The organism is Bradyrhizobium sp., from assembly GCF_022844465.1.
In the GTDB taxonomy this organism is placed as follows: Bacteria; Pseudomonadota; Alphaproteobacteria; order Rhizobiales; family Xanthobacteraceae; genus Bradyrhizobium.
Genome location: NZ_JALHLP010000005.1, coordinates 186164 through 212465 on the forward strand (window position 1 = coordinate 186164; position 26302 = coordinate 212465).

The 26302-nt window shown below is 64.7% G+C and carries 26 protein-coding genes, 1 tRNA gene and 1 pseudogene; 14 read left to right on the forward strand and 14 right to left on the reverse strand.

Annotated features, from left to right (window positions below; translation table 11 throughout):
* The first annotated feature begins 61 nt into the window (after positions 1 to 61).
* A tRNA-Pro gene (locus Q0D31_RS12045) sits at positions 62 to 138 on the forward strand.
* Positions 139 to 1644: 1506 nt separating this feature from the next.
* Here Q0D31_RS12045 and Q0D31_RS12050 read toward each other — a convergent pair.
* From Q0D31_RS12050 to Q0D31_RS12060, 3 genes are all read right to left on the reverse strand, one after another.
* Positions 1645 to 1893 (reverse strand): hypothetical protein, encoded by a 249-nt coding sequence (locus Q0D31_RS12050; protein ID WP_291850457.1) that lies wholly within the window; start codon positions 1891 to 1893, stop codon positions 1645 to 1647.
* A gap of 14 nt (positions 1894 to 1907) precedes the next feature.
* Positions 1908 to 2711 (reverse strand): hypothetical protein, encoded by an 804-nt coding sequence (locus Q0D31_RS12055; protein WP_291850461.1) that lies wholly within the window; start codon positions 2709 to 2711, stop codon positions 1908 to 1910.
* Between the two features lie 638 nt (positions 2712 to 3349).
* Positions 3350 to 3904, reverse strand: coding sequence for a hypothetical protein (locus tag Q0D31_RS12060; RefSeq protein ID WP_291850464.1), 555 nt, complete (start codon positions 3902 to 3904; stop codon positions 3350 to 3352).
* 459 nt (positions 3905 to 4363) lie between these two features.
* Here Q0D31_RS12060 and Q0D31_RS12065 point away from each other — a divergent pair, with 459 nt between their 5' ends.
* Both Q0D31_RS12065 and Q0D31_RS12070 read left to right on the forward strand, forming a co-directional pair.
* Positions 4364 to 5524 carry a helix-turn-helix transcriptional regulator gene (locus tag Q0D31_RS12065; protein WP_291850467.1) on the forward strand — a complete coding sequence of 387 codons (1161 nt, stop codon included), beginning with the start codon at positions 4364 to 4366 and terminating at the stop codon, positions 5522 to 5524.
* Positions 5525 to 5625: 101 nt separating this feature from the next.
* On the forward strand, positions 5626 to 6786 hold the full coding sequence (locus tag Q0D31_RS12070) for a LuxR C-terminal-related transcriptional regulator (RefSeq protein WP_291850469.1): 1161 nt from the start codon (positions 5626 to 5628) through the stop codon (positions 6784 to 6786).
* 10 nt (positions 6787 to 6796) lie between these two features.
* Here the strand turns inward: Q0D31_RS12070 and Q0D31_RS12075 are convergent, their stop codons facing one another.
* The 5 genes from Q0D31_RS12075 to Q0D31_RS12095 form a co-directional block, all read right to left on the reverse strand.
* Entirely contained in the window at positions 6797 to 7894 is a 1098-nt protein-coding gene (locus Q0D31_RS12075; RefSeq protein ID WP_291850472.1) for a hypothetical protein, read from the reverse strand.
* A gap of 152 nt (positions 7895 to 8046) precedes the next feature.
* Positions 8047 to 8322: a hypothetical protein gene (locus tag Q0D31_RS12080; RefSeq protein WP_291850475.1), complete on the reverse strand. Its 276-nt coding sequence runs from the start codon at positions 8320 to 8322 to the stop codon at positions 8047 to 8049.
* Positions 8323 to 8503: 181 nt separating this feature from the next.
* Complete coding sequence (locus Q0D31_RS12085) at positions 8504 to 9715, reverse strand: hypothetical protein (protein WP_291850478.1); 1212 nt, start codon at positions 9713 to 9715, stop codon at positions 8504 to 8506.
* A complete protein-coding gene (locus Q0D31_RS12090) occupies positions 9712 to 9897 on the reverse strand; it encodes a hypothetical protein (protein ID WP_291850481.1) in 186 nt (61 codons plus the stop codon). Before Q0D31_RS12090 ends, Q0D31_RS12085 begins: the two co-directional genes overlap by 4 nt.
* A gap of 136 nt (positions 9898 to 10033) precedes the next feature.
* Entirely contained in the window at positions 10034 to 10261 is a 228-nt protein-coding gene (locus Q0D31_RS12095) for a hypothetical protein (RefSeq protein WP_291850484.1), read from the reverse strand.
* A 309-nt stretch (positions 10262 to 10570) separates the two neighbouring features.
* Between Q0D31_RS12095 and Q0D31_RS12100 the strand changes: the two genes are divergently transcribed.
* The 6 genes from Q0D31_RS12100 (at position 10571) to Q0D31_RS12125 (ending at position 13960) form a co-directional block, all read left to right on the forward strand.
* Positions 10571 to 10768, forward strand: coding sequence for a hypothetical protein (locus Q0D31_RS12100; RefSeq protein WP_291850487.1), 198 nt, complete (start codon positions 10571 to 10573; stop codon positions 10766 to 10768).
* Positions 10769 to 11213: 445 nt separating this feature from the next.
* Positions 11214 to 11372: a hypothetical protein gene (locus tag Q0D31_RS12105; protein WP_291850490.1), complete on the forward strand. Its 159-nt coding sequence runs from the start codon at positions 11214 to 11216 to the stop codon at positions 11370 to 11372.
* Positions 11373 to 11541: 169 nt separating this feature from the next.
* Positions 11542 to 11790 carry a hypothetical protein gene (locus Q0D31_RS12110; protein ID WP_291850493.1) on the forward strand — a complete coding sequence of 83 codons (249 nt, stop codon included), beginning with the start codon at positions 11542 to 11544 and terminating at the stop codon, positions 11788 to 11790.
* A gap of 188 nt (positions 11791 to 11978) precedes the next feature.
* Positions 11979 to 12656, forward strand: coding sequence for a transglutaminase family protein (locus tag Q0D31_RS12115; protein WP_291850495.1), 678 nt, complete (start codon positions 11979 to 11981; stop codon positions 12654 to 12656).
* 123 nt (positions 12657 to 12779) lie between these two features.
* Complete coding sequence (hemC, locus tag Q0D31_RS12120; protein WP_291850499.1) at positions 12780 to 13769, forward strand: hydroxymethylbilane synthase; 990 nt, start codon at positions 12780 to 12782, stop codon at positions 13767 to 13769.
* A gap of 53 nt (positions 13770 to 13822) precedes the next feature.
* Complete coding sequence (locus Q0D31_RS12125) at positions 13823 to 13960, forward strand: hypothetical protein (protein WP_291850503.1); 138 nt, start codon at positions 13823 to 13825, stop codon at positions 13958 to 13960.
* A 79-nt stretch (positions 13961 to 14039) separates the two neighbouring features.
* On the opposite strand, the gene Q0D31_RS12130 is transcribed toward Q0D31_RS12125, so the two are convergent.
* Positions 14040 to 14894: a toll/interleukin-1 receptor domain-containing protein gene (locus Q0D31_RS12130; protein WP_291850506.1), complete on the reverse strand. Its 855-nt coding sequence runs from the start codon at positions 14892 to 14894 to the stop codon at positions 14040 to 14042.
* A gap of 255 nt (positions 14895 to 15149) precedes the next feature.
* Between Q0D31_RS12130 and Q0D31_RS12135 the strand changes: the two are divergent.
* Positions 15150 to 15344 (forward strand): annotated as a pseudogene (locus Q0D31_RS12135) (hydroxymethylbilane synthase); the annotation flags it as partial.
* Positions 15345 to 15404: 60 nt separating this feature from the next.
* On the opposite strand, the gene Q0D31_RS12140 reads toward Q0D31_RS12135, so the two are convergent.
* The 3 genes from Q0D31_RS12140 to Q0D31_RS12150 all read right to left on the reverse strand — a co-directional run bounded on the left by Q0D31_RS12140 (position 15405) and on the right by Q0D31_RS12150 (position 17478).
* Positions 15405 to 15629 (reverse strand): hypothetical protein, encoded by a 225-nt coding sequence (locus Q0D31_RS12140; protein ID WP_291850509.1) that lies wholly within the window; start codon positions 15627 to 15629, stop codon positions 15405 to 15407.
* Between the two features lie 492 nt (positions 15630 to 16121).
* The gene (locus Q0D31_RS12145; RefSeq protein WP_291850512.1) at positions 16122 to 16922 is read right to left on the reverse strand and encodes an SDR family NAD(P)-dependent oxidoreductase; all 801 of its coding nucleotides are present in this window, start codon (positions 16920 to 16922) and stop codon (positions 16122 to 16124) included.
* A 1-nt stretch (position 16923) separates the two neighbouring features.
* Entirely contained in the window at positions 16924 to 17478 is a 555-nt protein-coding gene (locus Q0D31_RS12150; protein ID WP_291850515.1) for a carboxymuconolactone decarboxylase family protein, read from the reverse strand.
* Positions 17479 to 17762: 284 nt separating this feature from the next.
* Between Q0D31_RS12150 and Q0D31_RS12155 the strand changes: the two genes are divergently transcribed.
* From Q0D31_RS12155 to Q0D31_RS12165, 3 genes are all read left to right on the forward strand, one after another.
* On the forward strand, positions 17763 to 21236 hold the full coding sequence (locus tag Q0D31_RS12155) for an indolepyruvate ferredoxin oxidoreductase family protein (RefSeq protein ID WP_291850518.1): 3474 nt from the start codon (positions 17763 to 17765) through the stop codon (positions 21234 to 21236).
* Positions 21237 to 21512: 276 nt separating this feature from the next.
* Positions 21513 to 22331 (forward strand): aldo/keto reductase, encoded by an 819-nt coding sequence (locus Q0D31_RS12160; protein WP_291850522.1) that lies wholly within the window; start codon positions 21513 to 21515, stop codon positions 22329 to 22331.
* A 99-nt stretch (positions 22332 to 22430) separates the two neighbouring features.
* A complete protein-coding gene (locus Q0D31_RS12165) occupies positions 22431 to 23603 on the forward strand; it encodes an acetyl-CoA C-acyltransferase (RefSeq protein WP_291850525.1) in 1173 nt (390 codons plus the stop codon).
* A 93-nt stretch (positions 23604 to 23696) separates the two neighbouring features.
* Here Q0D31_RS12165 and Q0D31_RS12170 read toward each other — a convergent pair whose 3' ends face one another.
* Positions 23697 to 23927 carry a hypothetical protein gene (locus tag Q0D31_RS12170; RefSeq protein ID WP_291850528.1) on the reverse strand — a complete coding sequence of 77 codons (231 nt, stop codon included), beginning with the start codon at positions 23925 to 23927 and terminating at the stop codon, positions 23697 to 23699.
* Between the two features lie 175 nt (positions 23928 to 24102).
* On the opposite strand from Q0D31_RS12170, the gene Q0D31_RS12175 reads away from it, so the two are divergent.
* Positions 24103 to 25383, forward strand: a complete 1281-nt coding sequence (locus Q0D31_RS12175) for an amidohydrolase/deacetylase family metallohydrolase (protein ID WP_291850531.1) — start codon at positions 24103 to 24105, stop codon at positions 25381 to 25383.
* 9 nt (positions 25384 to 25392) lie between these two features.
* On the opposite strand, the gene Q0D31_RS12180 is transcribed toward Q0D31_RS12175, so the two are convergent.
* A complete protein-coding gene (locus Q0D31_RS12180) occupies positions 25393 to 26271 on the reverse strand; it encodes a DMT family transporter (RefSeq protein WP_291850534.1) in 879 nt (292 codons plus the stop codon).
* Between the last annotated feature and the right edge of the window lie 31 nt (positions 26272 to 26302).

Below are 26302 nucleotides of genomic sequence, written 5' to 3' on the forward strand. Positions count from 1 at the left end.
ATTCCTCAATCCGGCTCCTTGCGGTCACCGGGACCCAAGGCTATAAGCCGCGTTCCTATGTCGGAGTATAGCGCAGCCCGGTAGCGCACCTGCTTCGGGAGCAGGGGGTCGCAGGTTCGAATCCTGCTACTCCGACCATTCAATTTTCACGGCTTTTTCTGATTGCTGGCGGTTCCCGAGTCAACCGCCGATTCCCGCCTCAGACGCGCATGAGCCTTCGTTCTCGCGGCTGGGTTGAAGGTATTGGCGCGGCCATTGCAGGCCCATGGCTGCCCGCTCCGTAGCGGATCGTCATACCCCGCGCATGCGGGGTATCCAGTACGCCGCGGCTTATCGGTTCGTTCACGGCTGTCTCTGAATACTGGATCACCCGCCCCGTGCGCAATTGCGCACTCGCGCAGGTGACGACGACTGAGTACGCGTTGGATCGTCATACCCCGCGCATGCGGGGTATCCAGTACGCCGCGGCTTCTCGATTCTATCAGGGCTGGCTCTGGAATACTGGATCACCCGCCCCGTGCGCAATTGCGCACTCGCGCGGGTGACGACGACTGAGTGCGCGTTGGATCGTCATACCCGGCGCAAGCGGGGTATCCAGTACGCCGCGGCTTCTCGATTCTATCACTGCTGTCTCTGAATACTGGGTCACCCGCCCCGTGCGCAATTGCGCACTCGCGCGGGTGACGACGACTGGGTATGCGTTGGATCGTCATACCCCGCGCATGCGGGGTATCCAGTACGCCGCGGCTTCTCGATTCTATCACGGCTGTCTCTGGAATACTGGATCATCCGCCTTCGCGGATGACGACGACTGAGTATACGTTCGCGTTCTCGCGGCTCATAGAGCCCGAGGTTTGCTGTAGTTGAACCTTGTCTCCCCCGAAAAGAGGGAGCAGGGAATGCCGGGTGCTTGCTGCACCCGCGGTCTCGTGTGCAAAGATTTGGTAGTGGGCGCACACGAGCATACAGGTACAGCCGGGGCACGCCGGCATTCCCTGCGCAATGGGTTGACGGCTTATGGCGTACTCTCCCTGGAGACGAATTCGTCTTGCCTCCATCGCCGGCGGATTGACGATTGCGAAAAGCCCGGTTGGGCTCTCGCTATCTCCGCCGGCTTGACACCAGCCACGGGTTGCCAGGACCACACGCTTTTGCCGTACGCAGGCCATCGCCGTTCGTATCGCGCGCTCGAAGAATCGCTCACGGAAAGTCCGCCCTGCGATCCCTTGCGCGCCGGCGCTGCCCGCGTCCACCGCATCCCTTCCCACGTTCGTGACGACGCGCGATCGCCCCTCTTGCCGGGAAGAGACAAGCGGCTTATAGATCAATTCGGATTATCAGAAAAGCAGATTATTTTTTCGCAGGAGGCTGGACAGCCGGGCGACGCAGCCGGTGGAAGTGATTTGCCCGACAAGCGAAGTTGTCCGTATGCCTGCGAGCGCGCGGCGCTGCCAAGTGATAGGCGCATCGCAGCCGTGCCTGTCATGGGGTCCCGGTCGCGACGCGCGAGGGCGTTTGGCCGCTATCTGAACTTGTAGTTCAGTCCGACGCGCGCGATGTGGTCGCGATGATCGACGCGGTAGATAATGAACTCGCCAGGGAATATCGGATCGGTCGTCCGTAATGCGCTAACCCTAACCGAATTCACCGCTGCATCAGCCGTGGCGATCCCTCGGCCGGCGTCGCGGCGGGGCGGCGCTTTTTCTCGATGTGCGCCACGTCGCTGTTGAGGCCGCGGGTCAAGCGGTCGAGATCGCGCTCGATGCGGCGAAGCAGGTCGTCGACCTCGGCGGCGGCGGGACTGGCGCCGGGATTCTTGCCCAGCGCGGCGGCCATGGCCGGCGCCGGGACCACCACCGCGGCGATCAGCATCGAGAGGACAAGCCTGCGCATGATTTTTCTCCGGTTCATTTGGCGAACAATACCCGCAAGGTGGGTCCGATGGAAAACGAATCCACGCTCTTGCCGGTCACGTTCGATTTAGCGAACACCGCATCCGCCTTCAGCCCATACTGTACGGTGGCGTCGAGGTCGTACAGCCAGCTCGACGACATGATGAAGGCGTCGTCGTGTCGCCCGTCCGCGACGTAGTCGAGCCAGTCGTAGCCGCCGCTGATGGTGAACCTGCCGCCGAAGGCCGGGCGCGAGGCCTCGATCGATGCGCCGACCGCCCAGCGCTCGACGATCAGCGCGTCCGAATTGCGCCGCGACGCCTTCAGTTGCGGCGTGATCGACCAGCCGCCGAACGCCTCCGGGGTGAACGCGCGGGAGATCGACAGCGTGGTGTCGTAGGTCTTGGCGACGCCGACGGCGAAGGTCGGGTCTTGCGAATTGGCGAACAGGAAAGAAGCGCCGAACTTGTAGTCGCCGACGGTCCTGGAAAGGTTCGCCATCGCAAACAGGCTGTCGGCGTCGCTGCGCGGCGTTTCGGAATAGCGGGTGGCGGACGCGCCGCCGAGCACGGTCAGCGTCGCGTCGCCCAGCACCTTGCCGGTCAGCCCGGCGATCGGGCGGATGTTGGCGTTGGCGCCGCGCGCCGGCACGGCGCTGCCGCCGTTCTCCGACGTGTGCAGCGCCTCGAAATTGGTCATGAAGAAAAAGGTCGGCGCCTGCTGCGCGGACGCGGGTTGCGCGAGCGGCAGCGCGCTTGCCAGCAGCAGGGTTGTGAACGGCGCGGTCCAGCATCTGACTTCATCGAGAGATCGTCGCATTGCTCATCCAGCCTGAAAATTGTCTTGGTTAAATCGATCGAACCAAAAGTGTAACGAGTTATGTCCGCGCACCCCCGGCCGCCTATCTGACAATCGGGCCAGACGGCGGCTTCACCGGTGCGACGTTGGCGGGCGCGGTCTCGGCGCGCGGAATGCGCGGAGTTTTCGGCGGTGGACTAACGCTGGTGACGGCCGGGATATCCGGCTTGACGGTTGGCGGGCGTACTCCTGGCGGGGGAGTGGTAACTCTGTTCACAAGCCCGTCGCATTGAAAAGCTTGTGTGGCGTTCGGCGGGCAGCATCGTGGTGCGCCGAAGCTGGTGCATAGAATGCCACCCCCCGCTACGGCGCAGTTGATGATGTTTGCATCAGTCACAAAGGTGAACTCCGAAGCTGTACAAGCGCGCACCTCCGCGGAGGCGGAGGTGTGGCTGGCGCACAATGCGAGCGTCACAGCGCCCGCGGCCGCCGCGCTCTTGAGCAGATCGGCGATGGCAGACATCGGTATCCCCTGTTGAAGCGATTCGGTTGCATCCAGCATCAATCGCGGCTCGCCGTGAGAGGTTCAAACCGGCTTTTCGAAACCGCCTGCGGGCAATCATGCCCGCAGGCGCCACCGATGCATGATCAAACGCCAGTTACCGGATGGTGTTGACCTTGATGTCCTTGGCCGGGACGGCGGTCAGCTTAGGAGGCTCGACCTGCGCCGGCCTGGCGATCTCGATCTTCGGTGGCTTGTCGACCGGCGCGTACACGGTATCGACTTTCGGGCCAGTCTTTGGGACGCTGGGCTTGGCCGGCGTGCTCGCACCTTGAGCCGCGAGCAGGCCGCTGAGGCCGACGCCGGTGCCGAGAGTCTTATCGGGAGCGGCCACGCGCGCCGGCGAGCCGCCGCCGCCGCCACCGCCAGTCGTAGGATCGGATCTCGTATCATAGGTGCATCGGGTAGTCGTGCATCTGACGTGCGTCGTCTTGCCGTCGTTATTGATTTGACCGTAGTAGCCGCTTCCTCCCGGTCCAGTTCCTCCGATGCACCTGTTTGAACTTTGACAGGCGGCAGCGAACGTGGAGGCATTCCAGGTAGAGCCAGCGGCCTTGCCCTCGGCGCTCGCCGGCGAGGCGACGAAGCACAGCCCGAGAGCGACAGCGCCGATGGCGGCGGTGCTCTTGAGCAGATTGGTGATCGCGCTCATTAGAGATTCTCCTGATGTTGCATGGAGTCATCATGACTCCACCGGACACTAGTCGTGGGCCGTTATGGATCGGTTCGAACGAATCGTAGCGCCAATCGGTTTTGATTGGATTTGCAAAATTGTAGTGAACGGGATGTCGCCGGGCGTCCCCCGCGCGGGTGAAGTGGCGCGCAGATGCGCATGTTCGCGGCGCAATTCGCGGCAATTTTTTCATCCGCGTTCAAGGTTTCGGCGGCAATCGCCCGCGCATCCCCCGTGCGGGGGATGAAGGAAAAGACACTATTGTTTTTGGTTAGTTTCCGCTCTTCATTGTGCGCTTGGAGAAAGACACGTCATGCCCGCGCTTGTCGCGGGCATCCACGTCTTGATACTTTCAATTCAGATTAAGGCGTGGATGGCCGGGACATAGGCCCGGCCGTGACGGCCGAGAAACCGGCCGCAAATAATTTGGAGCACTCGATGTCCATCGATATCGCCCCTGACAAGCTTTCAGATGTCATCGGCAAGATCTACGACAGCGCGGTCGATCCGGCGCTGTGGCCGCTTGCGCTCGAAGGCGCGTGCGGGCTGATCGGCGCGACGCACAGCTATATCGGCATTTACGATTCGGATCGGTGGGGCATGCGCTACGGTCCGCAATGGGGCGGCGATCCGCATTGGATGAAATTGTATCGGGAGAAATACGGGGAGATGATGCCGTTCTGGAAGATCATCCCGAAATTTGACGTGGGTGAAGTCATCAGTTCGCGCCGCACGTTCGAGATCGCCGGCGGCAACGAGGAGGAAATCCGCAAGAGCCCATTCTTCACCGAATGGGCCGACCCGGCCGGGCATCGCGACTCCGTCACCTCCATCGTCAGCCGTTCGGAAACGCAGTTTGGGCTTTTCCATCTGCTGACTCCGCCGACGCGCGATCTCTGCGGCCCGGAGGAATGGGCGGTCGCCGAACTGCTGGTCCCGCATATCCGACGCGCCGTCGCCATCGGCGATCTGCTGGATATGAAATCGATCGCCGCGACCGCGTTCGAGGCGACGCTGGACACGCTCGCCATCGCAGTGGTGCTGGTGGACGCCGAGGCGCGCATTCGCCATGCCAACACCGCCGCGCAGACGATGCTGAGCGCTGATGCGCCGATCATGTCGCGAGACGGATTGCTGCGCGCCAGCACGACGCCGGCGACGCTGGCGCTCGCAACCGCCATTGCCCGCGCCGCCGCGAATGAATCCGGAATCGGGCTGGCCGGCATCGGCGTGCCCGTCAGCGGCCGCGACGGCCGCCCCGCCATCGCCCATGTGCTGCCGCTGAAGTCCGGCAAGCTGCGGCCGGATCTGGCGCCCGGCGCGGTGGCGGCGGTGTTCGTGACGCCGGCGCAGCTCGAAGCGCTGCCGCCGGTGGAGGCGCTGGTCGCGCTCTACGAGCTGACGCCGACCGAGGCGCGGGTGCTGGTCGAGATCGCCTCGGGCAGGAACCGCGCGGCGGCAGCCGAAGCGCTAGGGATCGCCGACTCGACGGTGAAAACCCATCTCGCCCGCGTGTTCGAGAAGACCGGCACCTCGGAGCAAAGCGAACTGGCGAAGCTGGTCGCAAGCCTGACGCCGCCGGTCGCAGCGCGGCCGTAGCGTAAGATGCGTTCCGGTCCGAACGTGGTAGCTGGTTACACGATGGCAATTGTCTTCTCGCGTGATTGCGTTCATCGATTGGCTGGATGCTGGAGCGCTCGATGATTGCCGACATTACGTCTGACAGGCTCTCCGCCGTCATCGGCAAGATCTATGACAGCGCAGTCGATCCGGCGCTGTGGCCGGATGCGATCGAGTCCGCCTGCGGCCTGGTCGGCGCGACGATGGGGTCTATCAGCATTTTTGACTATCGGCAGATGTCCATGCGCTGGGCCGCGCAATGGGGCGGCGATCCTGCCTGGACGAAACTATTCGAGGAAAAGTATGCGGCCCTGATGCCGTTCTGGCCGGCGATGCAGCGCGAAGAAGTGGGTGACATCTCGGATACGCGCCGCCTCTGCGACAAGACCGGCATCAGCACCGAGGAGTTTTGTCAGAGCCGCTTCTTTCTGGAATGGGCGAAGCCTGCCGGCTACCAAGACGCAATCAACGGCACCATCATGCGATCAGGAAGCCAGATGGGGGCGTTTCATTTGTATATTCCGCCCACGCGCGATCTGGTCGGGCCGCGGGATCTGGCGATCGCCGAGTTACTCGTCCCGCATATCCGCCGCGCCGTCGCCATCGGCGATTTGTTGGACATAAAGTCGATCGTCGCGACGGCGTTCGAGACGACGCTGGACACGCTCGCCGTCGCGGTGGTGCTGGTGGACGCCGACGCGCGCATCCGCCATGCCAACGCCGCCGCGCAAGCGATGCTGGGCGCTGGTGCGCCGATCATGTCGCAAGACGGATTGTTGCGCGCCAGCTCGACGCAGGCGACGTCGGCGCTCGTCACCGCCATCAACCGCGCCGCGCGCAACGAATCCCGGATCGGCCTGGCCGGCATCGGCGTGCCCGTCTCCGGCCGCGACGGCCGGCCCGCCATCGCCCATGTGCTGCCGCTCAAATCCGGCAAACTGCGGCCTGATCTGGCGCCCGGCGCGGTGGCGGCGGTATTCGTGACGCCGGCGCGGGTCGATGCCTTGCTGCCGGTGGAGGCGCTGGTCGCGCTCTATGAGTTGACGCCGACCGAGGCGCGCGTGCTGGTCGAGATCGCCTCGGGCAAGAACCGCGCGGCGGCGGCGGAGGCGCTCGGCATCGCCGACTCCACGGTGAAAACCCATCTCGCCCGCGTGTTCGAGAAAACCGGCACGTCGGAGCAAAGTGAACTGGCGAAGCTGGTGGCAAGCCTGACGCCGCCGGTCGCGGCGCGGCCGTAGGCGTGATGCGCTACGGTCCGAACTTCACCGTCACGCCGCCGCCGGCGTAGTAGCTGGTCTCGCTGTGGTAGTTGATCGCGGCCGCCGGCCCTGAGGTTGCGATGGCGAAGGACCCAGCGAACGAGGGAGTGGCAATGCCGGGAACGCCGCCATCATAGTTGAGCCCGACGAAGCCACGCAACGCCGCCGCCGGGGTCAGCTTGTAGGCGAAGCCGGTTTCCGCGTTGGCGAGCAGCACCGTCTTGTTATCGCGGGTCGAGAGCGCTCCGCTGCCGTCGAAGTTTGCAAAGGTGTCGCTCGCGGAGTCCCTCGCTGACAGCGACGTCTCGCGTCCGGCCGCTCCCAGCCAGCCGGTGAACCCGATGGTGAGCGCCGCGGAAACCGGGACGTGAAGATCGAAACCTGCGCGCGCGCCGATGTCGGTCCACTTCAGGTCTGTGTTGGCGGAATACCGACCGGTTGTGGTTGTCAATCCCGTACCATTGTCGATATAGGCAAATGACTGGGACAGCGATTGCAAGGCTCGGGTATTGCCGCCAAAGACGGCCACGAAAGGCGTCAGCTTCACCGAGCCAAGGGTGCGTTCGGCGGCGACCTTGCCGTTGAACTGCCAGGCCGCGTACTCGCTGTTGAGCACACCGGAGACGTTGCAGCTGCCGAAGAACACGGCCGTCGAGCAAACATATCCGCTGCCGATGCGACCATCCACGAATTGGGTTCCGATCGCCATGTCGGAGGTCGATGTGAAGCTGGAATCGCTGGCCTTGGCCTGCACATAGGAGCCGCCAAACTCAAATCTTGCGCCGGTCCCGGGCACGGCATAACCGATGGCGCCGCGAAAGCCGCCGCCATCCACATGAGGCTCGATCGTTTGCACCGAACCGCGGTCCTGAAGCGCGACGCGGGTCGCTGCGTGCAAACCCAGCCGGTAGGCCGGCAGGCTGACATTGTGGTACGCGCCGTCAAGCCAGACGTAAAACCCGCTTTCCAGGCCCTGGCTGACCGCGCCGCGCGGCGCGTAAGGCGAGGCTTGCTGCGCGGAAGCCGCCGCGTCCAATCCCGCCACGGTGGCGGCGACCAGTCCCGCGGCCATGATATGCTGTCGCATGGAGCCCCCGACGAATTGCGTGTCAGCTATCGATAGGGGCAGTCGGGATTTCGGGCGTCCGCCGCTCGGGGGGTATGGCCGCGCGTGACGCTGATTTTCCAGGGCTGTCGCGAAAAGATCACAGCTGCGGCGAAGCCGCCATTTACTTCACTCTAATTGAGAACCGAAATCACCTTTGTCGTCCGAAATGATGGTTCACAAATCAGGATCGGGCCGTAGCGGTAGACATGACGTCGGAAGAACGGCTCCCAATTCGGGGCAGGATAGATATAGGAGAGGGGAGGCGGCGGAGGGCTGCAGACCGCGGCACTTACCACATAATCGCTGGATCCCCCGCGCTTGTGGCGGGCTTCCGCGGAATCATTCACCGTTAGCGCGCTCATCCCGGCGAGCAGCGAAGCGGTCAGGATCATCTTGGCGCGTTTCATTTGTCTCGATTCCTCCTGAGCCAATATTGCCATGGAATCCCGAGGGAGGACAATCCTATCAGACCCTCAATCACAGTCAGCCCTCCCGGCAGCCCAAGGCGTGAGATGCGCCACGGCCCGAACGCCACCGCCACGCCGCCGCCGGCCGCATATCTGATTTCGGATGGCTGACCCGGGCGCATCAGCGCCGGGAACCCGCCGCCGCCGCGGTCAGGGCGATCGCCGCGGGATCGCAGCACAGCACCATCAAGAGGATCAGCCATCGCACCGCGGATTCCGGCGCAGCGCCGGCCATTGTCGCCAGATACTGGACCGGGCCGGTGGAGGCCTCGATGCGGGCGCGCTCGCCCACCAGCGCGGCGCGCTGCGCCTGCAGACCGACCAGCGTTGCGGTTGCCGCCTGTCGCTGCGCGTCGAGTCCGTCGCGGGTCGCCCGCTGCTGGGTGGCGATGTTGATCGCGCTGGTGACCCGGCCGCGCCGCGTCGATTCGTCCACGGCGCGGTCGATCTGCGCGATGCGACTGCCGAGGTCGGCAATCGCGGCCGACTGCGCCGCGATCCGGGCGTCGAGCGACTCAATGCGCTCGGCGACGCCCGATCGCGCCGAGGCCGCCACCCCGACATGGGCTTCGACCAGCTTGCCGAACACCCCGACGGCGTTGATCAGCGCCAGGCCGGTCACGAGGCTGACCATGACCGCGCGCGTCGTCCATCCGACCCGGCGCCAATGCGCGGCCAGCCACCCCGCCATCACAAGCTTGCCGGCCTCCATCGTCGCCGCCAGCACCATCACCGCCACCGGCGCGCCGGGAAAAATCTCGGCCATGCCGGTGACGGAAAAATACGCCGCCACCGTCGCCAGCGCGAGGGCTGCGATAATCGCAAAGGCGCGGCTGGTGCGTTGCGGGGCGACGGCAGCCGCTTCGGGCGCGATCGGTGCGGCGGCAACCGTCAGCGGCGCGGCCGGCGCCGCCTGCCCGTCATTCACCTTGATCTCAGGCGCCTTGATCTCTTCAGCCTTGATTTCCTCAGGCTTGATTTCCTCAAGCCTGGCCACATCGGGCTTGGCCGCCTTCGGGCGTTTGGACGCCGGAGCGGCGCGGCTGCGCTTGGCTGCGGGCGCCTTGCCAGACGTCTTGACGATACCGTCCGTCATCGCCGCCAGCAGCGCCTTTTCGGTTTCGATCGAACCGGAACGTGGCTCCCGATGGATGATCTCCGGCGTTGGCTTGAAGCCAACCGGATTCCAGTTCGCGCGGACGCGCTCCAATCCAGGCGAACGATTCAAGGCGTTGGCGAGGCGGTCGAACGGATGCTCGGCGCGCGCGGCGCTGTCGCCGCCATTGGTCAGTTCGCTTGGCGGGATTGCTTGTGTGGCTGGACGGGCGGTCATGCGGTCTCCTGACTTGCCAGCATGAACGCCGGCTTCGACCTGGGGAAAAGTCCGCGCGCGCCGTGACCGTCTGCATCGACCACGGGTGCAAGAGTTCCCTCAGCGCGCGAGAGCGCGACGATGGCCGTGCCCGATTCGTGGGCGACGTTCTCGACTTGCTCGCCAATTGCAGACTTCGACACCGAAAACTCCTTTCGCTACCACCGCTGCAATTATACTCCCACAAGACCGTGTTCGCTTCCCAACGCTGTACCTTCCGGAATTTCGGATGACGGTTGTTGCACTAATGTCTCAATCCGTTCGACGCCCGGTCCGGACTCACGCGTTGCGATCGGGAAGGTCGCCGAGCAGGTTCGACAGTTGAACCGCGAGCTTGCGAAGCCTGGCGTTATCCTCGAGCAGCAGCGCAATGTCGCGGGATTCCCGATCCGCGGATCCACCCGCCTGGATCACGGCATCGTCCTGGCGCGACGGCGGAACAGTATGCCGCTCGCCCGGCACACCGGCACGGGCGCGTTGACGGGGCGGGGGGCGTTCGGTGTTCATGACGGATCCTGATCGCGCGGCGCGTTCGCGGCGAACAACTTCGCTTGAGTCGGGGGCGAATTTGAGTCGGAAACGCGCCGGCAAACGCGTCAAGCTCGGCGCTCGGGATCGCCGACAAGCTCGGCGACCGGGATCGCCGACGAGCTCGGCGCCCGGGACCGCCGACAAGTGCGGCGACCGGGATCGCCGACGCCGCTCGCGCGGCTCCCAGCCACATCGCGGATCGGTTTAGGCCAAAAATTTGACGTATCGCCCGGCATTCTGAAGTCAGCGCGGGTTTCGAATACCGAACCACGTTGGGGGACAGCGATGACGGATTACCTGACCAATGCGGAGCACTGGCGCCGGCGCGCAGCGCGGACCAGGGCCATCGCCGCCAACGCCGTCAAGGACCAGGGGCGCCTGCTCAAGGTCGCGGAGGAATATGACCGCCTGGCGGCGCTGGCGGAACGGCGGCGAAGCGTGCCGGTCGCAACGGGCTATGCCGCGGCAGTTCGGCCGGAATAGCCCGCTAGCCGCTTGCGGGCGACGGTGTGTTGCTAATGTTCGGTCCGCTGCCGGCGCAGGAGAAGGTGTGGCCCGCAAAGCACAAGCGGTTGCGGCTTTCAAGCCGTCATGATGGCGCGGTTGCGGTGGAATCGACGAATCAACTAGACCGCTAACGGGGCTGGGAAGCGGAGAGTAGTATGAGAGTCGCTTCCTTAGAAAGTGTATTGACGGCGGCCACGCTGGTAACGGCCATCGTCGTCGTGCTGTGGGCGATCAAGATCTTCTACAGCACGTAAGAAAGCCGGGAATCCGGCGTCGAACAGGAAACCTCCGGACAGAAGAGGTTCACGATACCAACCAGAAGTTCGCGATAACCGCATCACTTCCGCGGCGGCGGAGGCTTTCTTTTGCGATTGCCGGCAGCAGCTTCGCCGGCGCGTGCCCTTTCCGACGCGTACCGAGTTTGGTTGACGGCCTGGCGCAAAATCCGCGCGGGCCGGGAAAAGCATTTGGTTCAAAGCCCTACATGCATCTTAGTTTTTATCTGATGATCGCGGCGCTGGTTGTGACCGGCCTGCAGGTGCTCTACGCGCTGCGCCAACTGGCGATCGTCGCTCTGTAGCGAGCTTGCAAAGACGCCTGTGATTCGCCGCAATGACGCCGCTTTGGCGCCGGGGTCGTCACCATCCGCTTCCCATTTTCGTCGCAAAATTGCCGGCCGACTCACTTCAGTCTGGCCGCGCGACCAGATTGACTGGGGGTATGTTGCATTTTTTCGTGGAGTATAAATCATGCGAGTAGACCAACCGCTGCATAGCAAGCAAGGCCGCCGCAGCGAACCCACATTTTGGGTTGACGAACCGACCGACGACGCGCTGGCGCTGCTTGAAGACGCCCTTCAGGGCGATGGGCCGGCGCCTCGCGCCAACAATGAACCTGCCGACGAAGCCCGAGCACTGATCGAGGAGAACGCCCGGCTTCGAGAACTCGTGGCCCAGTTGTCCGACCTGGTCCGCAAGAACGGCGCTCATCGGGACTGATCAACGCACATCGCCTGTTCCCCGGGTGAGCAGGAACGCCACCCCCCGGGGCGGCGAAGCATGGATGGACGCTGCCGGCTCGGGGGCGTCCGCGCCCCCGGCAGGCGTGGTCAGCCGCCCTCCGGCAAGGCCGCGCCAGGCCCGACTATTGAATTGAATTGCGCAAATGCCGCTTGCTAGACTGTGGCATGCCCGACGCGCTTTCCTACACGCTCCGCCGCCTCTACACCGATCCCGGCGAATATATCGACAGCGACCATCCGGCGGTGCAGGACTTCGCCAGATCCGCGGTCGCCGTCAACGCCGGCGATCGGGAAAAGGCAAGCCTGCTCTACCGCGCGGTGCGCGACGGCATCCGCTACAACCCCTATGTCGACATGCGCGCGCCGGAGACGTTCCGTGCTTCGAGCGTGCTGGCGGCCGGCGTCGGCTATTGCGTGGGCAAGGCGGCGCTGTACGCCGCGGCGTGCCGCGTCCACGGCGTTGCCGCCCGGGTCGGATTCGCCGACGTGCGCAACCATCTCACCACGGCCAAGCTGCGCGCCAGCATGGGGACCGACATCTTCACCTGGCACGGCTATTCGGAAGTCCATGTCGATGGCGCCTGGCGCAAGGCAACGCCGACCTTCAACGCCACGCTCTGCGCCAAGGTCGGCGTCGCGCCACTCGATTTCGACGGCCACGACGACGCGCTGCTGCACCCGTTCGACGGCGCCGGGCGGACCTACATGCAATATATCAACGACCACGGTTCCTATCATGACGTCCCCGCCAAATTCCTGATGCGGGAGATGGCGCGGGACTACGCCAACATGCAGGGCGAGGACCTGTCCGGCCGCGACATGGAGCGGGAAGCGGAAGGCTGAGCGGCACAGCACCTACGCCGTCAGGTCATTGTCTTGATCGGCCGCTTGCTTTACCAAACGGGGCGTCGCGATCGGGTTGTGGTCCGCTTTCGGCGGCCCTGATCGCGTTCGAACGGAGAGCTTGTGTCGGGACAGAGCCTACGGATTGGCACGCGCAAGAGCGCGATGGCGCTGGCGCAGACCGATGCGATCGCGCGGCTGCTGCGCGCCTCCGATCCCGAGATCGACGTCGAAATCGTCAGATTCGAAACCCGCGGCGACCAGGACCAGACCAGCAAGCTGCTGCGCTATGGCGGCAAGGGCGGCGCCTTCGTCGCCGAAATCCGCGAGGCCATGCGCGGCGGGCAATTGCAGGCGGCGATGCACTCGCTGAAGGACGTCCCCGGCAACGAGGAGACGCCGGGCCTCGTCATTGCGGCGATGCTGCCGCGCGACGCCGCCAACGACGCGCTGGTGCTGCGTCCCGGACTCGCGCTGGCGGAAATACGCGCCGCGCGCGGCAAGGGCTTCAAGGTCGGTACCGATGCGGTGCGGCGCGCGGCCTATCTGCGCCGGCTGTTTCCCGAGATCACCGTGATTCATTTCCGCGGCGCCGCCGATACCCGCGTGGCCAAACTCGACCGCGGCGACAGGCAGCGGCTGCCTGATGGCGGCGAGGTCGGGCCTGCGGACGCGCTGGTGATGGCGCGATCGGGGCTGGAGCGCATCGGGATGGCCTCACGCATCGCTTATGATTTTTCGGTTCGCGAGATGCTGCCGGCGGTGGGGCAGGGCATCGTCGCGGTCGAATGCGTCGCGCAGGACTGGCCGACGCGCGGCCGGCTGGCGAAGATCGAGGACGCGGCCTCGCGGCTTTGCGCCGAGGCCGAGCGCGAGGTGCTGTGGGTCCTCAACGGCCATTGCAACTCGCCGATCGCGGGTTACGCGACGCTCGCGGGCGACGAGATGACACTGACGGCTTCCGTGCTGGACGAAACCGGCGACCGCTTCATCGAGGTGTCGCGACAGGGCGGGGCGAGCCGCCCGCGCGAACTTGGACGCGACGTCGGCCTCGACCTGCTTGACCAGGGCGCTGCCGAGATCATCGCGCGGACAAGGCCTGACGCGCATTGAGCGGTGTTGGTCGCGCCGCGTTGGCCTGACGCGAACCGGCATCTACCCGCGGATTGGGAATCACGTCGCCCGCACGCGACTTCATCGTCCCGCCGTCCGGCGTCGAACACGCCATCGCAAATTCGGGACTGGTCGATCCGGTGTTGCTGGTGGTCACTTCGCCGGTGACGTACGACGAAAAGCCGGTGTGACGGTCGGTGGACGTCAGGCCGAGGCCGATTCAAGCAGGTCAAGGATGACGCCGTCGAACGTGAATGGTGAGGATAACCGTTAGGCGGGAGCCTCAATAGCTAGCAGTAACTTCCTGGCGGTCTCCTCGACTCCTTCGGACCATCGAGCGCCAAATCGATCCGCAAGGATCGGCGAATATTTGTACACGTCCTCTGGCGTGACGTTGTGCCATACGGGCAAGATGACACGTTGACGCTCAACGAGTTCGCGCGTGAATATCGAGTCGTATTCCACCTTAGTCCAACCATTGTTGTTGAGAAAGTTTGGTGTCAGGATGAGGATGCATTTCGGGCATTCTTGAAGCCCCTTCTCGATACTGCCGCGCAAACTGTCGCCGACGCGCAACGAGTATTGGTCGAACCATACGGGACACATCATTCTCTGCAATTGCAGGGCGAGCGGCTCCGCAATTGCCTTCTTATCTCGACTGTCATGCGAGATGAACGCTAGAGGCTTCTCATACTTATTTCGCTCGTTCATGTACTCGACGCTTCTAAACGTCAGTCTATGCCCAATCGCCGCTGCCTCCTGTAGCAATCGCGCCTTGTGTTCCGCTTTCACTGGTCGTTCGGAGTAAAGATATACCTGACCAGTAAAAATCAAGTCTTTGCCGTCTGTTTGCTCTTCACCTAATCCCATCGTAACCTGCGCACGCTCTGAAGGAGCCTTCAATAGACGAGGGATATCCCGAAGCGCAAATGCTTCTGGAAGCTCCAGCTCTTCCATACTCGGAACATAGAATGAGATGTATTGAGCATATGCCTCGAAGTCAAAATGAAGGCGCGCAGTAATTTCGCCAAACACCTTGCCCGTGTTATCTCCCAATGGCCACCTCTCATCGAGAGTGAGATTACGTCCACCATTCTTGATGAAGTACTCGTTCAGTGTTGCCATTTAGCGCCTTTAGCCCCCTGCATCCCGCGCCAACTCGAAGACGCAGTTTGCCAGATTGCTAGCTAGGAGGGAATAACGTCGGTGCTGGGGAATGCGGTGCTATCGTGTCCTACGCCGAATCCGATCCAAGCAGGATGACGCCGCCGATCAGAATCGCGCACCCCAAGACCCGCCATGCCGTGACCCGTTCACCGAGGATCAGCATGCCGAACAGCGCGCCGACCATCATCGACATTTCGCGCGCGGGCGCGACGAGGCTATGCGACGCTTGCGGGCCGCGAGATGACGCTGACGGCGGCGGTGCTGGACGAAGCGGGCGACCGCTTCATCGAGGTGTCGCAGCAGGGCGCTGCGGACCGCCCGCGCGAACTCGGCCGCGCCGCCGGCCTCGACCTGCTCGACAAGGGCGCCGCCGAGATCATCGCCCGGACCAGGCCCGAGGCGCATTGAGCGGCTTTTGTCGCGCCGCGGTGGCCTGATTCGCGATCGCCTCTCGCGAGGATGGCGATATCAAGCCGCCAGGTCCTGCAGCAGCCGCGACGAACCCCTGACCAGCACCCTGCGGCCGGTCGGCGTAATGCCTGGCGCATCGCCGTTGATGGCGGCGAGCCCCAGCGCGATCAAGCCATCGATGGCGTGCCGGCTCATGCGCGGGAGCCGCGACGCCGGCGAGCGCAACGCCTTCAGCGTTTCCCACTGGTCCGGGGTCAGGTCGTAGTCGAATTCGTCTTGCATGGTGCCTCGGCGTTCTCGCAGCTCTTGCCCACAATTCTTGTGGCGTCTCATAGCGGGCGCACGTGAAGTTCGTGCGACCGCAACGAGTCCGGACTTTGACGCGCGACGATGCGCTGTCACATCATCGTGTCATTGCAATCGATTGAATGTGTCGAATCACACAGACGCGCCGGACAAATACGCTGGCGCAGGTTGCGTGAACAAGGGGCGTCCAAAAGATCGCCCGATTGCCGCAACCCTTAAGTCAAGGTTACTAACCAAAGGTAAATTTAGGGGCCGTAGCAACACGGGGGTTCGGCCGCTCACGTTGTCGGACCTCATCCTGAGGAGGCGCGAAAGCGCCGTCTCGAAGGATGAATGGCGCCGGCGGGGCCTCATGGTTCGAGACGGCGCTTTCGCGCCTCCTCACCATGAGGGATTAATGGTTGTCACCATCTCGCGTTCGCGTCGTCTCACGCCATCGCGGCCGGCTCTCACCGTCAATTTGCCGGATCATCCCCGCCGCACGCTCGCGCCGCCGTCGACCGGCAGCGTCACGCCGGTGATGAAGCCCGCCTCGTCGGAGGCGAGGAACAAGGCGGCGTTGGCGACGTCCCAGCCGGTGCCCATCTTCTGGCGCAGCGGCACCTTGGCGTCGCGCTCGGCCTCGACTTCGGCGCGGCTCTTCTTGAACGCGCGGGCGCGGGTGTCGACCGCCATCGGCGTGTTCATCAGGCCCGGCAGGATAACGTTGGCGCGGATGCCGTATTGCGCGTTTTGATAGGCGAGTTGCTCGGTGAAGGCGATCATCGCCGACTTGGTCGCCTTGTAGGCCACATAGGGGTAGGTGGTGATCGCGGCCATCGAGGAGATGTTGATGATGACGCCGCTCCCTTGGCGCCGCATGATCGGGACCACGTGCTTGGCGGCCAGCACGCAGCTCTTCAGGTTGATCGCCACGCAACGGTCGAACGCTTCCTCGGTGATGTCGAGCAGTTCGGCGTCGCCGCCGGACAGGCTGACGCCGACATTGTTGTGCAGCACGTCGATGCGGCCCCAGCGAGCCATCGCATCCGTCACCATCGCCTTGAGGTCGGAATTCTGGGTGACGTCGGCCTTGAAGGCCGCCGCCGTGCCACCCTTGGCGAGGATCATGTCGACCGTCTCCTGCGCCGACGCCAGATTGTGATCGACGCACAGCACCCTGGCGCCTTCGCGCGCGAAGGTCAGCGCGGTGGCGCGGCCGTTGCCAACGCCTTCGCCAGGGCTCTGTCCGGCGCCGACGACGATGGCGACGCGATCTTTCAGGCGCATCTCATTTCACTCCCGGAATCGGGTACTGTTTCAGCACCTCTTTGTAATGCGGTTCGTTGTCGATCTGCATCGTTGCCAGCACGCGCACGACGGCGCAGTAAAAGGCGATGGTGAGCACGAGGTCGACCATGTGCTCGTCGGAGAGCTCGCGCTTGATCTCGGCGAAGGTCGCCTCCGACATCGCAAGCTCGCGCGTCATCTCGCGCGCGCCGCGCAGGATCGCCTTCGCCAGCGGCTCCAGCGTCGAGGACTTGCCCGCGGTCTCGGCCATCAGCCCCGCGATATCCGCGTCGGTGACGCCGAACTCCTTGCCGATCTTCACATGATGGGTGAATTCGTACTCGGATTTCTCCAGCCAGCCGACCTGGAGGATCGCCAGTTCCCGCAGCCGCGGGTCGAGCTTGCTGTCGAAGCGGATGTAGCCGCCGATGCCGTTGAAGGCGCGCGCCATGTCGGGCGAGTTGACCAAGAGCTTGTGCAGGTTGGTGTTGCGCTTGAGCATGTCGCGATATTCGGGGGCGACCTGGTCGGCTTCGAGATAGGGCAGGCGGGCCATCTGTTGTTTCCCTGTTGGCGTGATCGCATCCCGCTCGAGGACCGCGGCGCGGAGCGCCGCCGGCACCATCGCCGATTGCGCCGCGCGCTTGCGGCGTTTTCAAATGGCAGCGTTTCAAAGAAGCCGGGCTTCGGCAAGGGGCCGGCGATCGTCAACAGAATGGCGAGATATGTCCTGTGGCCATGGATTCAGGCTGGGCACGCATGGCAAAACCGGTGCATCCTGACGCCAACGAGGCCGGTTCGACCGACCGGCACGGCTGATATCGCGGCGGGGAGCAGACCATGGCGTTGATGGAAGTGGGGCTGGACAACAAGTACCGGCTGGATGCGAAGCGGATTTTCCTGTCCGGCACCCAGGCGCTGGTCCGCCTGCCGATGTTGCAGCGCGAACGCGACCGCGCGCAGGGACTCAACACCGCGGGCTTCATCTCCGGCTACCGCGGCTCGCCGCTCGGGATGTACGACCACGCGCTGTGGCGCGCCAAGACCTTCCTCAAGCAGCACGACATCGAATTCTCGCCCGGCCTCAACGAGGACCTGGCGGCGACCGCGGTGTGGGGCAGCCAGCAGGTCGGAATGTTCCCCGGTGCCAAGGTCGATGGCGTGTTCGGCATCTGGTACGGCAAGGGACCTGGCGTCGACCGCTCGATGGATGCGCTCAAGCACGCCAACTCGGCCGGCACCTCGCGCCATGGCGGCGTGATCGCACTCGCCGGCGACGACCATGGCTGCCAGTCCTCGACGCTCGCGCACCAGAGCGAGCAGGTGTTCGCCGCGGCCTTGATGCCCGTGGTCAACCCGGCAACCCTGCAGGACTACCTCGACCTCGGCATTCTGGGGTTTGCGCTGTCGCGCTACTCGAGTTGCTGGGTCGGCTTCAAGGCGATTTCGGAGACGGTCGAAAGCTCGGCCTCGATCGTCAGCGATCCCGATCGCATCCAGATCATCACGCCCGACGATTTCGAGATGCCGCCGGGCGGGCTTTCGATCCGCTGGCCCGACGCGCCGATGGACCAGGAGCGGCGGCTGCACGGCCCGAAGATGCAGGCGGTCGCGGCATTCACCCGCGTCAACCGCTTCGACCGCATCGTGCTGGATTCGAAGCCGGCGCGGCTCGGCATCATGGCGACCGGCAAGGCCTATCTCGACCTCAGGCAGGCGCTGGCCGATCTCGGCATCACCGACGCCGAAGCGCAGGCGCTGGGATTGCGCATCTACAAGGTCGCGCTGACCTGGCCGCTGGAGGAACACGGCGCCCGGGCGTTCGCCGAGGGTCTGCAGGACGTGCTGGTGGTCGAGGAGAAGCGCGGCTTCATCGAGGACCAGTTGCTGCGGATACTCTATAACGTCGACGCGTCGAAGCGGCCCTCGGTGGTCGGCAAGCGCGATGAGACCGGCGCGACCCTGCTGCCGAGCGAGGGCGAGTTGACGCCGACCATGGTGGCCGCTGCCGTGGTCGCACGGCTACGCAGGCTCGGCCATCGCAGCCCGGCGCTGGAGCAGCGGCTGGCCAAGCTGGAGGCGTTCGATCGGCCGGCGGACGGCGTCGGCGCCGCCAAGCTGCTACGCACGCCGTATTTCTGCTCGGGCTGCCCGCACAACACCTCGACCAAGATACCCGAAGGCAGCCGTGCGATGGCCGGCATCGGCTGCCACGGCATGGCGCTCTCGGTGCCGAGCCGCCGGACCCAGACGATCTCGCACATGGGCGCGGAAGGCGTCACCTGGATCGGGCAGGCGCCGTTCACCAGCGAGCCGCATGTGTTCCAGAATCTCGGCGACGGCACCTACACCCATTCCGGCCTGCTCGCGATCCGCGCGGCGGCCGCCGCCGGCGTCAACATCACCTACAAGATCCTCTACAACGACGCGGTGGCGATGACCGGCGGCCAACCCGCCGAAGGCGGCCTGACGGTCTCCCAGATCGCGCATCAGGTTTCGGCGGAAGGCGCCAAGCGCCTCGTGATCGTCTCCGACGAACCGCAGAAGTATCCGTCGAACTATTTTCCGGCTGGTACGACCGTCCATCACCGCCGCGAACTCGACGCCGTGCAGCGCGAACTGCGCGAGGTCAAGGGCCTCACGGTGCTGATCTACGACCAGACCTGTGCCGCGGAAAAGCGCCGCCGCCGCAAGCGCGGGCTCTATCCGGACCCGCCGAAGCGCGTCTTCATCAACGAGCGCGTCTGCGAAGGCTGCGGCGACTGCTCGGCTGCTTCCAACTGCGTCTCGGTGCAGCCGCTGGAGACCGAACTCGGCCGCAAGCGGCGGATCGACCAGTCGAACTGCAACAAGGACTTCTCCTGCATCGAAGGCTTTTGCCCGAGCTTCGTCACCGTGCATGGCGGCGGCTTGCGCAAGGTCGATCGCGCCGCCGCCGATCCTTCGGCGCTGTTTGCCGACCTGCCGATTCCGGCGGTGCGCGAGCTTGACGGCGCCTACAACATCCTCGTCACCGGCATCGGTGGCACCGGCGTCATCACGATCGGCGCGCTGCTCGGCATGGCCGCGCATGTCGATGGCAAGGCCTGCTCGACGCTCGACTTCACCGGATTGTCGCAGAAGAACGGCGCGGTCATGAGCCACGTCCGGATCGCGCCGTCGGCCGATGACCTCGCCAATGTCCGCATCGGCCCCGGCAGCGCCAACCTCATTCTCGGCTGCGACATCGTCGTCGCCACCAGCGTCCCGGCGCTAAGTCGCGCCGAACGCGGCGTGACACGCGCCGTCGTCAACGCCGACCTGTTGCCGACCGCCAGCTTCGTGATCGACCCGGATATCGACTTCCAGGCCGGCGCCATGCGGGAGGCGCTCAACGAGGCGGTCAGCGCCTCCGAACTCGACATCCTCGATGCGACCGGGCTTGCCACCGCGCTGATGGGCGACAGCATCGCCACCAACGCGTTCATGCTCGGCTTTGCATTCCAGCGCGGCGCGATTCCGTTGTCGCTGGCGGCGATCATGAAGGCGATTGATCTCAACGGCGCTGCGATCGAGATGAACAAGCTGGCGTTTTCGTGGGGCCGGCTGGCCGCGCACGACCTGCCACGCGTCGTCAGCGCGGCGCGGTTCAGGAATTCGGGCGCGCAGCCTGCCAAGCGCACGCTCGACGAAAGCATCGCTTACCGGGCGGATTTCCTCGCCGGCTACCAGGACGCAGCCTATTCGAAGCGCTACCTCGCCGAGGTCGCGCGCGTCCGCGCCGCCGAAGCCAAGGCCTCGCCGGGGTCGCACGACCTCACCGAGGCCTTTGCCAAGGGGCTGTTCAAGCTGATGGCCTACAAGGACGAATACGAGGTCGCCCGGCTTTACTCCGACGGCGAATTCGCCGAGGCGCTGAAAGCGCAGTTCGACGGCGATTCGAGCGTCAAGGTCAGCCTGGCGCCGCCGCTACTCGCGCGGCGCGACAAGGTCACCGGGCATTTGCGCAAGCGCGAGTTCGGCGGCTGGATCTTCCGCGCCTTTGCGATCCTGACCCGGCTCAGGTTCCTGCGCGGCAGCGCGCTCGATCCGTTCGGCTACACCGCGGAGCGGCGAATGGAGCGGGCGTTGCCGGGTGAGTATTCGGCCATGATCTTCCGCCAGCTCGACCGGGCCAGGCCACACGACTGGCCGCTTCTGGTGGCGTTGGCGAAATCGGCCGAACTGGTGCGCGGCTATGGTCACATCAAGGAAGCCAATGTCGCGAAATACCGCGCGGAGTGCGCGCGGCTGGAGGGCGCGATCGGCCGACCGGTGGCGCAGGCGGCCGAGTAGGGGGCCGGCGTCAGGGGGGTCACAAGGAAATAGCCGCCGACAACCAGAAGCAGGGCCAGCGTCACGACCACGCCGAGGACGGCCGCAATGATTGCGGGCAGTTCATGGTTGTCCAGCCATTGTTGCAACGCTCTGCCCATCCGTCACCTGGCCCGCTCTTGATTTGCCCTGCGCCATGCGCGCAAGCTATTCAATAACGGCCAACTCCCCGCAATGAAATACCGTTGGCGCGGCATTTGTGGCGCCTGCGACGATTATTAGTTCAGGACTCGACCGATGGAACATCTGCAAACCCAGGGCATCAGCCTGCCCAAGCTCGGCCTTGGCACCTTCCGGATGCAGGGCGACGCCTGCCGCGCCGCCGTCGAGAGCGCGCTTGGGCTCGGTTACCGCCATATCGACACCGCGGAGATGTATGGCAACGAGGAAGCGATCGGGGCGGCGATCGCCGCCGCGAAGATCCCCCGCAAGGATATTCACGTCACTACCAAGGTCTGGAACGAGAACCTGGCGCCGGAGGCGATCCAGCGGGCGTTCGACGCATCCCTGAAGAAGCTGCGGCTCGACCAGGTCGATCTCTATCTGGTGCACTGGCCGGCGCCGAACATGAACCTGCCCAAAATCTTCGAGACGCTGATGCGGCTGAAGCAGGAGGGCCGCACCCGCGCCATCGGCGTCGCCAATTTCAACATCGCGCTGCTGAAGACGGTGATCGAGGACATCCAGGCGCCGATCGCCTGCAACCAGGTCGAATACCACGTGATGCTGGACCAGGCCCGGCTGCGTCGGTACCTCACCGAGAAATCAATCCCGCTGGTCGCCTATTGCCCGCTGACGCAGGGTCGCGCCGCCGCCGACCCGGTCCTTGCCGCGATCGGACGCAAGCACAACGCCAGCGCGGCGCAGGTGGCGCTGAAATGGCTGCTCGACCAGGACGGCGTCGCCGCCATTCCGAAGGCGTCGCGCGCGGAAAGCCAGCAGGCCAACCTTGACGCAACCCGTGTCAACCTCGACGACGCCGACCGCAAGGCGATCGCGGCGTTGCCGAAAGACAAGCGTTGCGTCAATCCCGGCTTCGCGCCGGCGTGGGATTGATCAAGACATCGCCTTTTCCGCCCGCCGGAATTCGGGTTTTCGCTACACACGGGCCGTGGTCCGGTCCATACTGGCCGCATCCAAGGGAGGTCTTTCAAAATGCGTGAAGCTGTTATCGTTTCCTATGCACGTACCGGGCTGGCGAAGTCCGGTCGCGGCGGGTTCAACATCACCCCGCCGATGTCGATGGCGGCTCACGCCATCAAGCACGCCGTCGCGCGCGCCGGCGTCGACAAGGACTATGTCGAGGACTGCTATCTCGGCAATTGCGCGCATGGCGCCCCCAATATCGGCCGTCAGGCAGCGTTGCTGGCGGGCCTGCCGAAGTCGACCGCCGGGGTTTCCGTCAACCGCTTCTGCTCGTCGGGCCTGCAGACGATCGCAATGGCCGCCAACTCGATCCGCTCCGACGGCGCCGACTGCATCGTCGCCGGCGGCGTCGAAAGCATTTCGATTCCCGGCGGCGGCTCGCCGAAGGAATCGATCGATCCCGACCTGCTCAAGGTCGCGCCCGATATCTTCATGGCCATGATCGACACCGCCGACATCGTGGCGGACCGCTACAAGCTCAGCCGCGAATACCAGGACGAGTATTCGCTGGAGTCGCAGCGCCGGATGGCGGCGGCCCAGCAGGCCAACAAGTTCAAGGACGAAATCGTCCCGATGAAGACCAAAATGAAAATGGTCGACAAGGCGACCAAGGCCGAAAGCATCGTCGACTACGTCGTCGACCGCGACGAGTGCAACCGGCCCGACACCACCATGGAGGGCCTTGCCAAGCTCGAGCCGGTCAAGGGTCCCGGCAAATACATCACTGCCGGCAACGCCAGCCAGCTCTCGGACGGTGCGGCGGCGGTGGTGCTGATGGAGGCCAAGGACGCGGAGAAGCGCGGGCTGAACCCGCTCGGCCGCTTCGTCGCCTGGGCGGCCGCGGGCTGCGAGCCGGACGAGATGGGCATCGGCCCGATCTACGCGGTGCCGAAACTGTTGAAGCGCCACGGCCTCAAGATCGGCGACGTCGATCTCTGGGAGCTCAACGAAGCCTTCGCCAGCCAGTGTCTCTATTCGCGCGACAAGCTCGGCATCGATCCCGAGAAGTACAATGTCAATGGCGGCTCGATCGCGATCGGCCATCCCTTCGGCATGACCGGCGCGCGCCTGACTGGTCACATCCTGCAGGAAGGCCGCCGGCGCAAGGCCAAGTGGGGCGTCGTCACCATGTGTATCGGCGGCGGCCAGGGCGGCGCCGGGCTGTTCGAAATCTACAGCTGAGGTCTCAGCCGCCGGACGCTACGCGACCAATGGAACGCAACAAAAAATGGCTCCGCGAGGAGCCATTTTACTGCGTTAAAGGCGTGATCGAATTCAGTAACGATACTTCTTGATGACCACCACCTTGTTGCGGTTGTGACCGTGCCGATGTCCGCGGTGCCAGCCGCGATTTGACCTGTAGTGGGCACGCGCGCCGTGATGGTGCTTGTGTTTTCCGGCATGGTAGCCGCCGCTCTTGATCACGACGGTCTGGGCGTCCGCCACCGACGGCGCGGCGAGAAAGATCGCGCCGAGTGCGGCGATCACGATTGCAAGCTTCTTCATTCAAAGTCCTCCAATAGGGAAGGATTGAACCTCCCGTTGCGGGGAATGTTCCTGGGATCAAACAGGAGAATTATGAACGGCAGCCGTTTGCGCGCAGGGTGCTACGTCCGGCTTGCGGAAACCCGGCGCCAGACGCATCATCCCGTCACAAAGATCGTGTGGGAGGAGGGCTGCAATGACCGGATTTTCACGACGTGATTTTCTGATGGCGTCCGGATCGGCGGCGGTCGCCGCGATCTCGGATCGCGCTCATGCCGCGATGGGGCCGAACGACAAGTTCGACCTCGTGATCAAGGGCGGCGACGTGCTCGATCCCAGCCAGTCGCTGCGCGGAAAGCGCGACATCGGCATCCGCTGGGGCGTGATCGAGGCGGTCGAGAGCGAAATTCCGGCGGCGCGCGCGTCGCGGACGATCGACGCCTCCGGCCGGCTGGTGACGCCGGGGCTGATCGACCTGCATTCCCACGTCTATCCCTACGGCTCGGCGATCGGCATTCCCGCCGACGAGCTGGTTCAGGCGCAGGCCACCACCACGGTGGTGTCGGCCGGCGACGCCGGCGTCAACAATCTCGCCGCGCTGCGCCGCTACATCGTGGCGCAATCCCGGGCGCGGATCTACGCCTTCGTCCACATCGCCAACAACGGACTGTCCGGCTTCCCGGTCGCCGAACTCTACAACATCGACTATGCGCAGGTGGACGCCTGCGCGATGGCGCTGGCCGAGAACCCGGATTTCCTGCTCGGCGTCAAGGTGCGGATGTCGGAGAACGTGATCGCCCGGCACGGCCTCGAGCCGCTGAAGCGCTCGATCAAGGCCTGCGAGATCTGCGGCTGGCCGGCCAAGTTGATGGTGCATATCGGCGGCGTCGAGACCAAAGAGCTGATGTCGGAGATTCTCAATCTGCTGCGGCCGGGCGACGTCCTGACCCACGCCTATTCCGGCGCGCCCAACATCGCCGGCGTGTTCACCAACATCGTGCAGGACGGCAAGCTGCTGCCGGCGGCGCTCGCCGCCAAGCAGCGCGGCGTCATGTTCGACGTCGGCCATGGCGGCGGCAGCTTCGACTTCACGGTGGCGGAAGTGGCGCTGCCCGGCGGCTGCACGCCGGATACGATCTCCTCCGACATCCACGTCTTCTCCGGCAATTCGCCCGGCATGCCCTATCTGCCGAACGTCATGAGCAAGTTCATGGCGCTCGGGATGTCGCTGGAACAGGTGGTGGCGGCGGCGACGGTGACGCCGGCCAAAATCATCAACCGCGCGCCCAAGATCGGCACGCTGCAGATCGGCGCGCCCGGCGACGTCGCGATCCTGGAACTGGTGGAAGGGCCGACCTCGTTCGTCGACACCCGCACCAACCGGCGCGAGGGCAAGCTGTTGCTGAAGCCGGTGCAGACCGTGATCAACGGCGTGCCGTTCGGCCGGCCCTACCAGGCCCCGTTCTCGGTGCGGTAGTTCGGCCCGTCACTTGGTTGGCGTTTGTTTGCGGCTATCGCCGATGATCTCGGCAATGACGGCGCCCATCACCAGCGCGCCGCCGCCGAGCACCCGCAGTGTGACAACCTCGCCGAACGCCAGCCATACCCAAAAGGGCATCAGCGGGGTCTCCAGCGTGGAGATCAGGGCGGCCTGGCCGGATGGCAACAGGCGGGAGCCCAGAAAAAACAGCGTCAGACCCAGCGCCACCTGGAAAAATCCGAACATCGCCAGGATCAGCAGGTCAAACCCTGTTATCGCGACCAGGCCCTGGGCGAACGGAAGGCTGACGACGCTGCCCAGTAGGTTCGATATCGCGGCGGCAGCCACCATCGACGTGTCCCTGTGCCGCCGCACCATGACGGTCATCGCGGCGATCGCCAACGCCATGAAGCAGGCGAGCGCGATTCCGAGAATATCGGAACCGACGCGCGCGCTACCGACAATGATCGCAACCCCGCAGAGCGCCACGGCGCTCGCCACCATGGTTCGCCATCGGGGGATTTCCCGCAGCCAGACCCAGGCGAGCGCCGCCGTGATGAAAGGACCTGTGGCAATGATGATCGCCACGTTGGAGACGCTGGTCAGTTGCAGGGCCGGGATGAATGCGATCATGGCCAGTGTCGAGAACAGCGCGACAAGCCAGCCGCTTTTCCCCATCCTGGTCAGATCGCGCAGGCCGGCATGGCCTTGCAGCAGCACCATCAGGACCGCGATTGCGCTCCCGCCGAACAACCCCCGCCAAAACAGAATGGTCCAGGAGTCATAGGGCAGCAGCCGGGTGAAGAACGGCGCCGTACTCCAGGCGACCGCCGCGGCGACGACGAGGGCAATGCCTAGGCGATGCTGGGCGTGCGTCCCCGTCATCAGGGTGTCCTGTCTGAAGATGACCGGTCGG

Coding starts and splice junctions, on each gene's coding strand:
- Q0D31_RS12065 (WP_291850467.1), top strand. CDS start 4,364: ATGTCCATCGATATCGCCCCTGACAAGCTTTCAGATGTCATCGGCAAG.
- Q0D31_RS12130 (WP_291850506.1), bottom strand. CDS start 14,894: ATGGCAACACTGAACGAGTACTTCATCAAGAATGGTGGACGTAATCTC.
- Q0D31_RS12115 (WP_291850495.1), top strand. CDS start 11,979: ATGCCCGACGCGCTTTCCTACACGCTCCGCCGCCTCTACACCGATCCC.
- Q0D31_RS12080 (WP_291850475.1), bottom strand. CDS start 8,322: ATGAAACGCGCCAAGATGATCCTGACCGCTTCGCTGCTCGCCGGGATG.
- Q0D31_RS12095 (WP_291850484.1), bottom strand. CDS start 10,261: ATGAACACCGAACGCCCCCCGCCCCGTCAACGCGCCCGTGCCGGTGTG.
- Q0D31_RS12075 (WP_291850472.1), bottom strand. CDS start 7,894: ATGCGACAGCATATCATGGCCGCGGGACTGGTCGCCGCCACCGTGGCG.
- Q0D31_RS12165 (WP_291850525.1), top strand. CDS start 22,431: ATGCGTGAAGCTGTTATCGTTTCCTATGCACGTACCGGGCTGGCGAAG.
- Q0D31_RS12150 (WP_291850515.1), bottom strand. CDS start 17,478: ATGGCCCGCCTGCCCTATCTCGAAGCCGACCAGGTCGCCCCCGAATAT.
- Q0D31_RS12170 (WP_291850528.1), bottom strand. CDS start 23,927: ATGAAGAAGCTTGCAATCGTGATCGCCGCACTCGGCGCGATCTTTCTC.
- Q0D31_RS12060 (WP_291850464.1), bottom strand. CDS start 3,904: ATGAGCGCGATCACCAATCTGCTCAAGAGCACCGCCGCCATCGGCGCT.
- Q0D31_RS12145 (WP_291850512.1), bottom strand. CDS start 16,922: ATGCGCCTGAAAGATCGCGTCGCCATCGTCGTCGGCGCCGGACAGAGC.
- Q0D31_RS12180 (WP_291850534.1), bottom strand. CDS start 26,271: ATGACGGGGACGCACGCCCAGCATCGCCTAGGCATTGCCCTCGTCGTC.
- Q0D31_RS12050 (WP_291850457.1), bottom strand. CDS start 1,893: ATGCGCAGGCTTGTCCTCTCGATGCTGATCGCCGCGGTGGTGGTCCCG.
- Q0D31_RS12155 (WP_291850518.1), top strand. CDS start 17,763: ATGGCGTTGATGGAAGTGGGGCTGGACAACAAGTACCGGCTGGATGCG.
- Q0D31_RS12110 (WP_291850493.1), top strand. CDS start 11,542: ATGCGAGTAGACCAACCGCTGCATAGCAAGCAAGGCCGCCGCAGCGAA.
- Q0D31_RS12140 (WP_291850509.1), bottom strand. CDS start 15,629: ATGCAAGACGAATTCGACTACGACCTGACCCCGGACCAGTGGGAAACG.
- Q0D31_RS12055 (WP_291850461.1), bottom strand. CDS start 2,711: ATGCGACGATCTCTCGATGAAGTCAGATGCTGGACCGCGCCGTTCACA.
- Q0D31_RS12085 (WP_291850478.1), bottom strand. CDS start 9,715: ATGACCGCCCGTCCAGCCACACAAGCAATCCCGCCAAGCGAACTGACC.
- Q0D31_RS12070 (WP_291850469.1), top strand. CDS start 5,626: ATGATTGCCGACATTACGTCTGACAGGCTCTCCGCCGTCATCGGCAAG.
- Q0D31_RS12160 (WP_291850522.1), top strand. CDS start 21,513: ATGGAACATCTGCAAACCCAGGGCATCAGCCTGCCCAAGCTCGGCCTT.
- Q0D31_RS12100 (WP_291850487.1), top strand. CDS start 10,571: ATGACGGATTACCTGACCAATGCGGAGCACTGGCGCCGGCGCGCAGCG.
- Q0D31_RS12175 (WP_291850531.1), top strand. CDS start 24,103: ATGACCGGATTTTCACGACGTGATTTTCTGATGGCGTCCGGATCGGCG.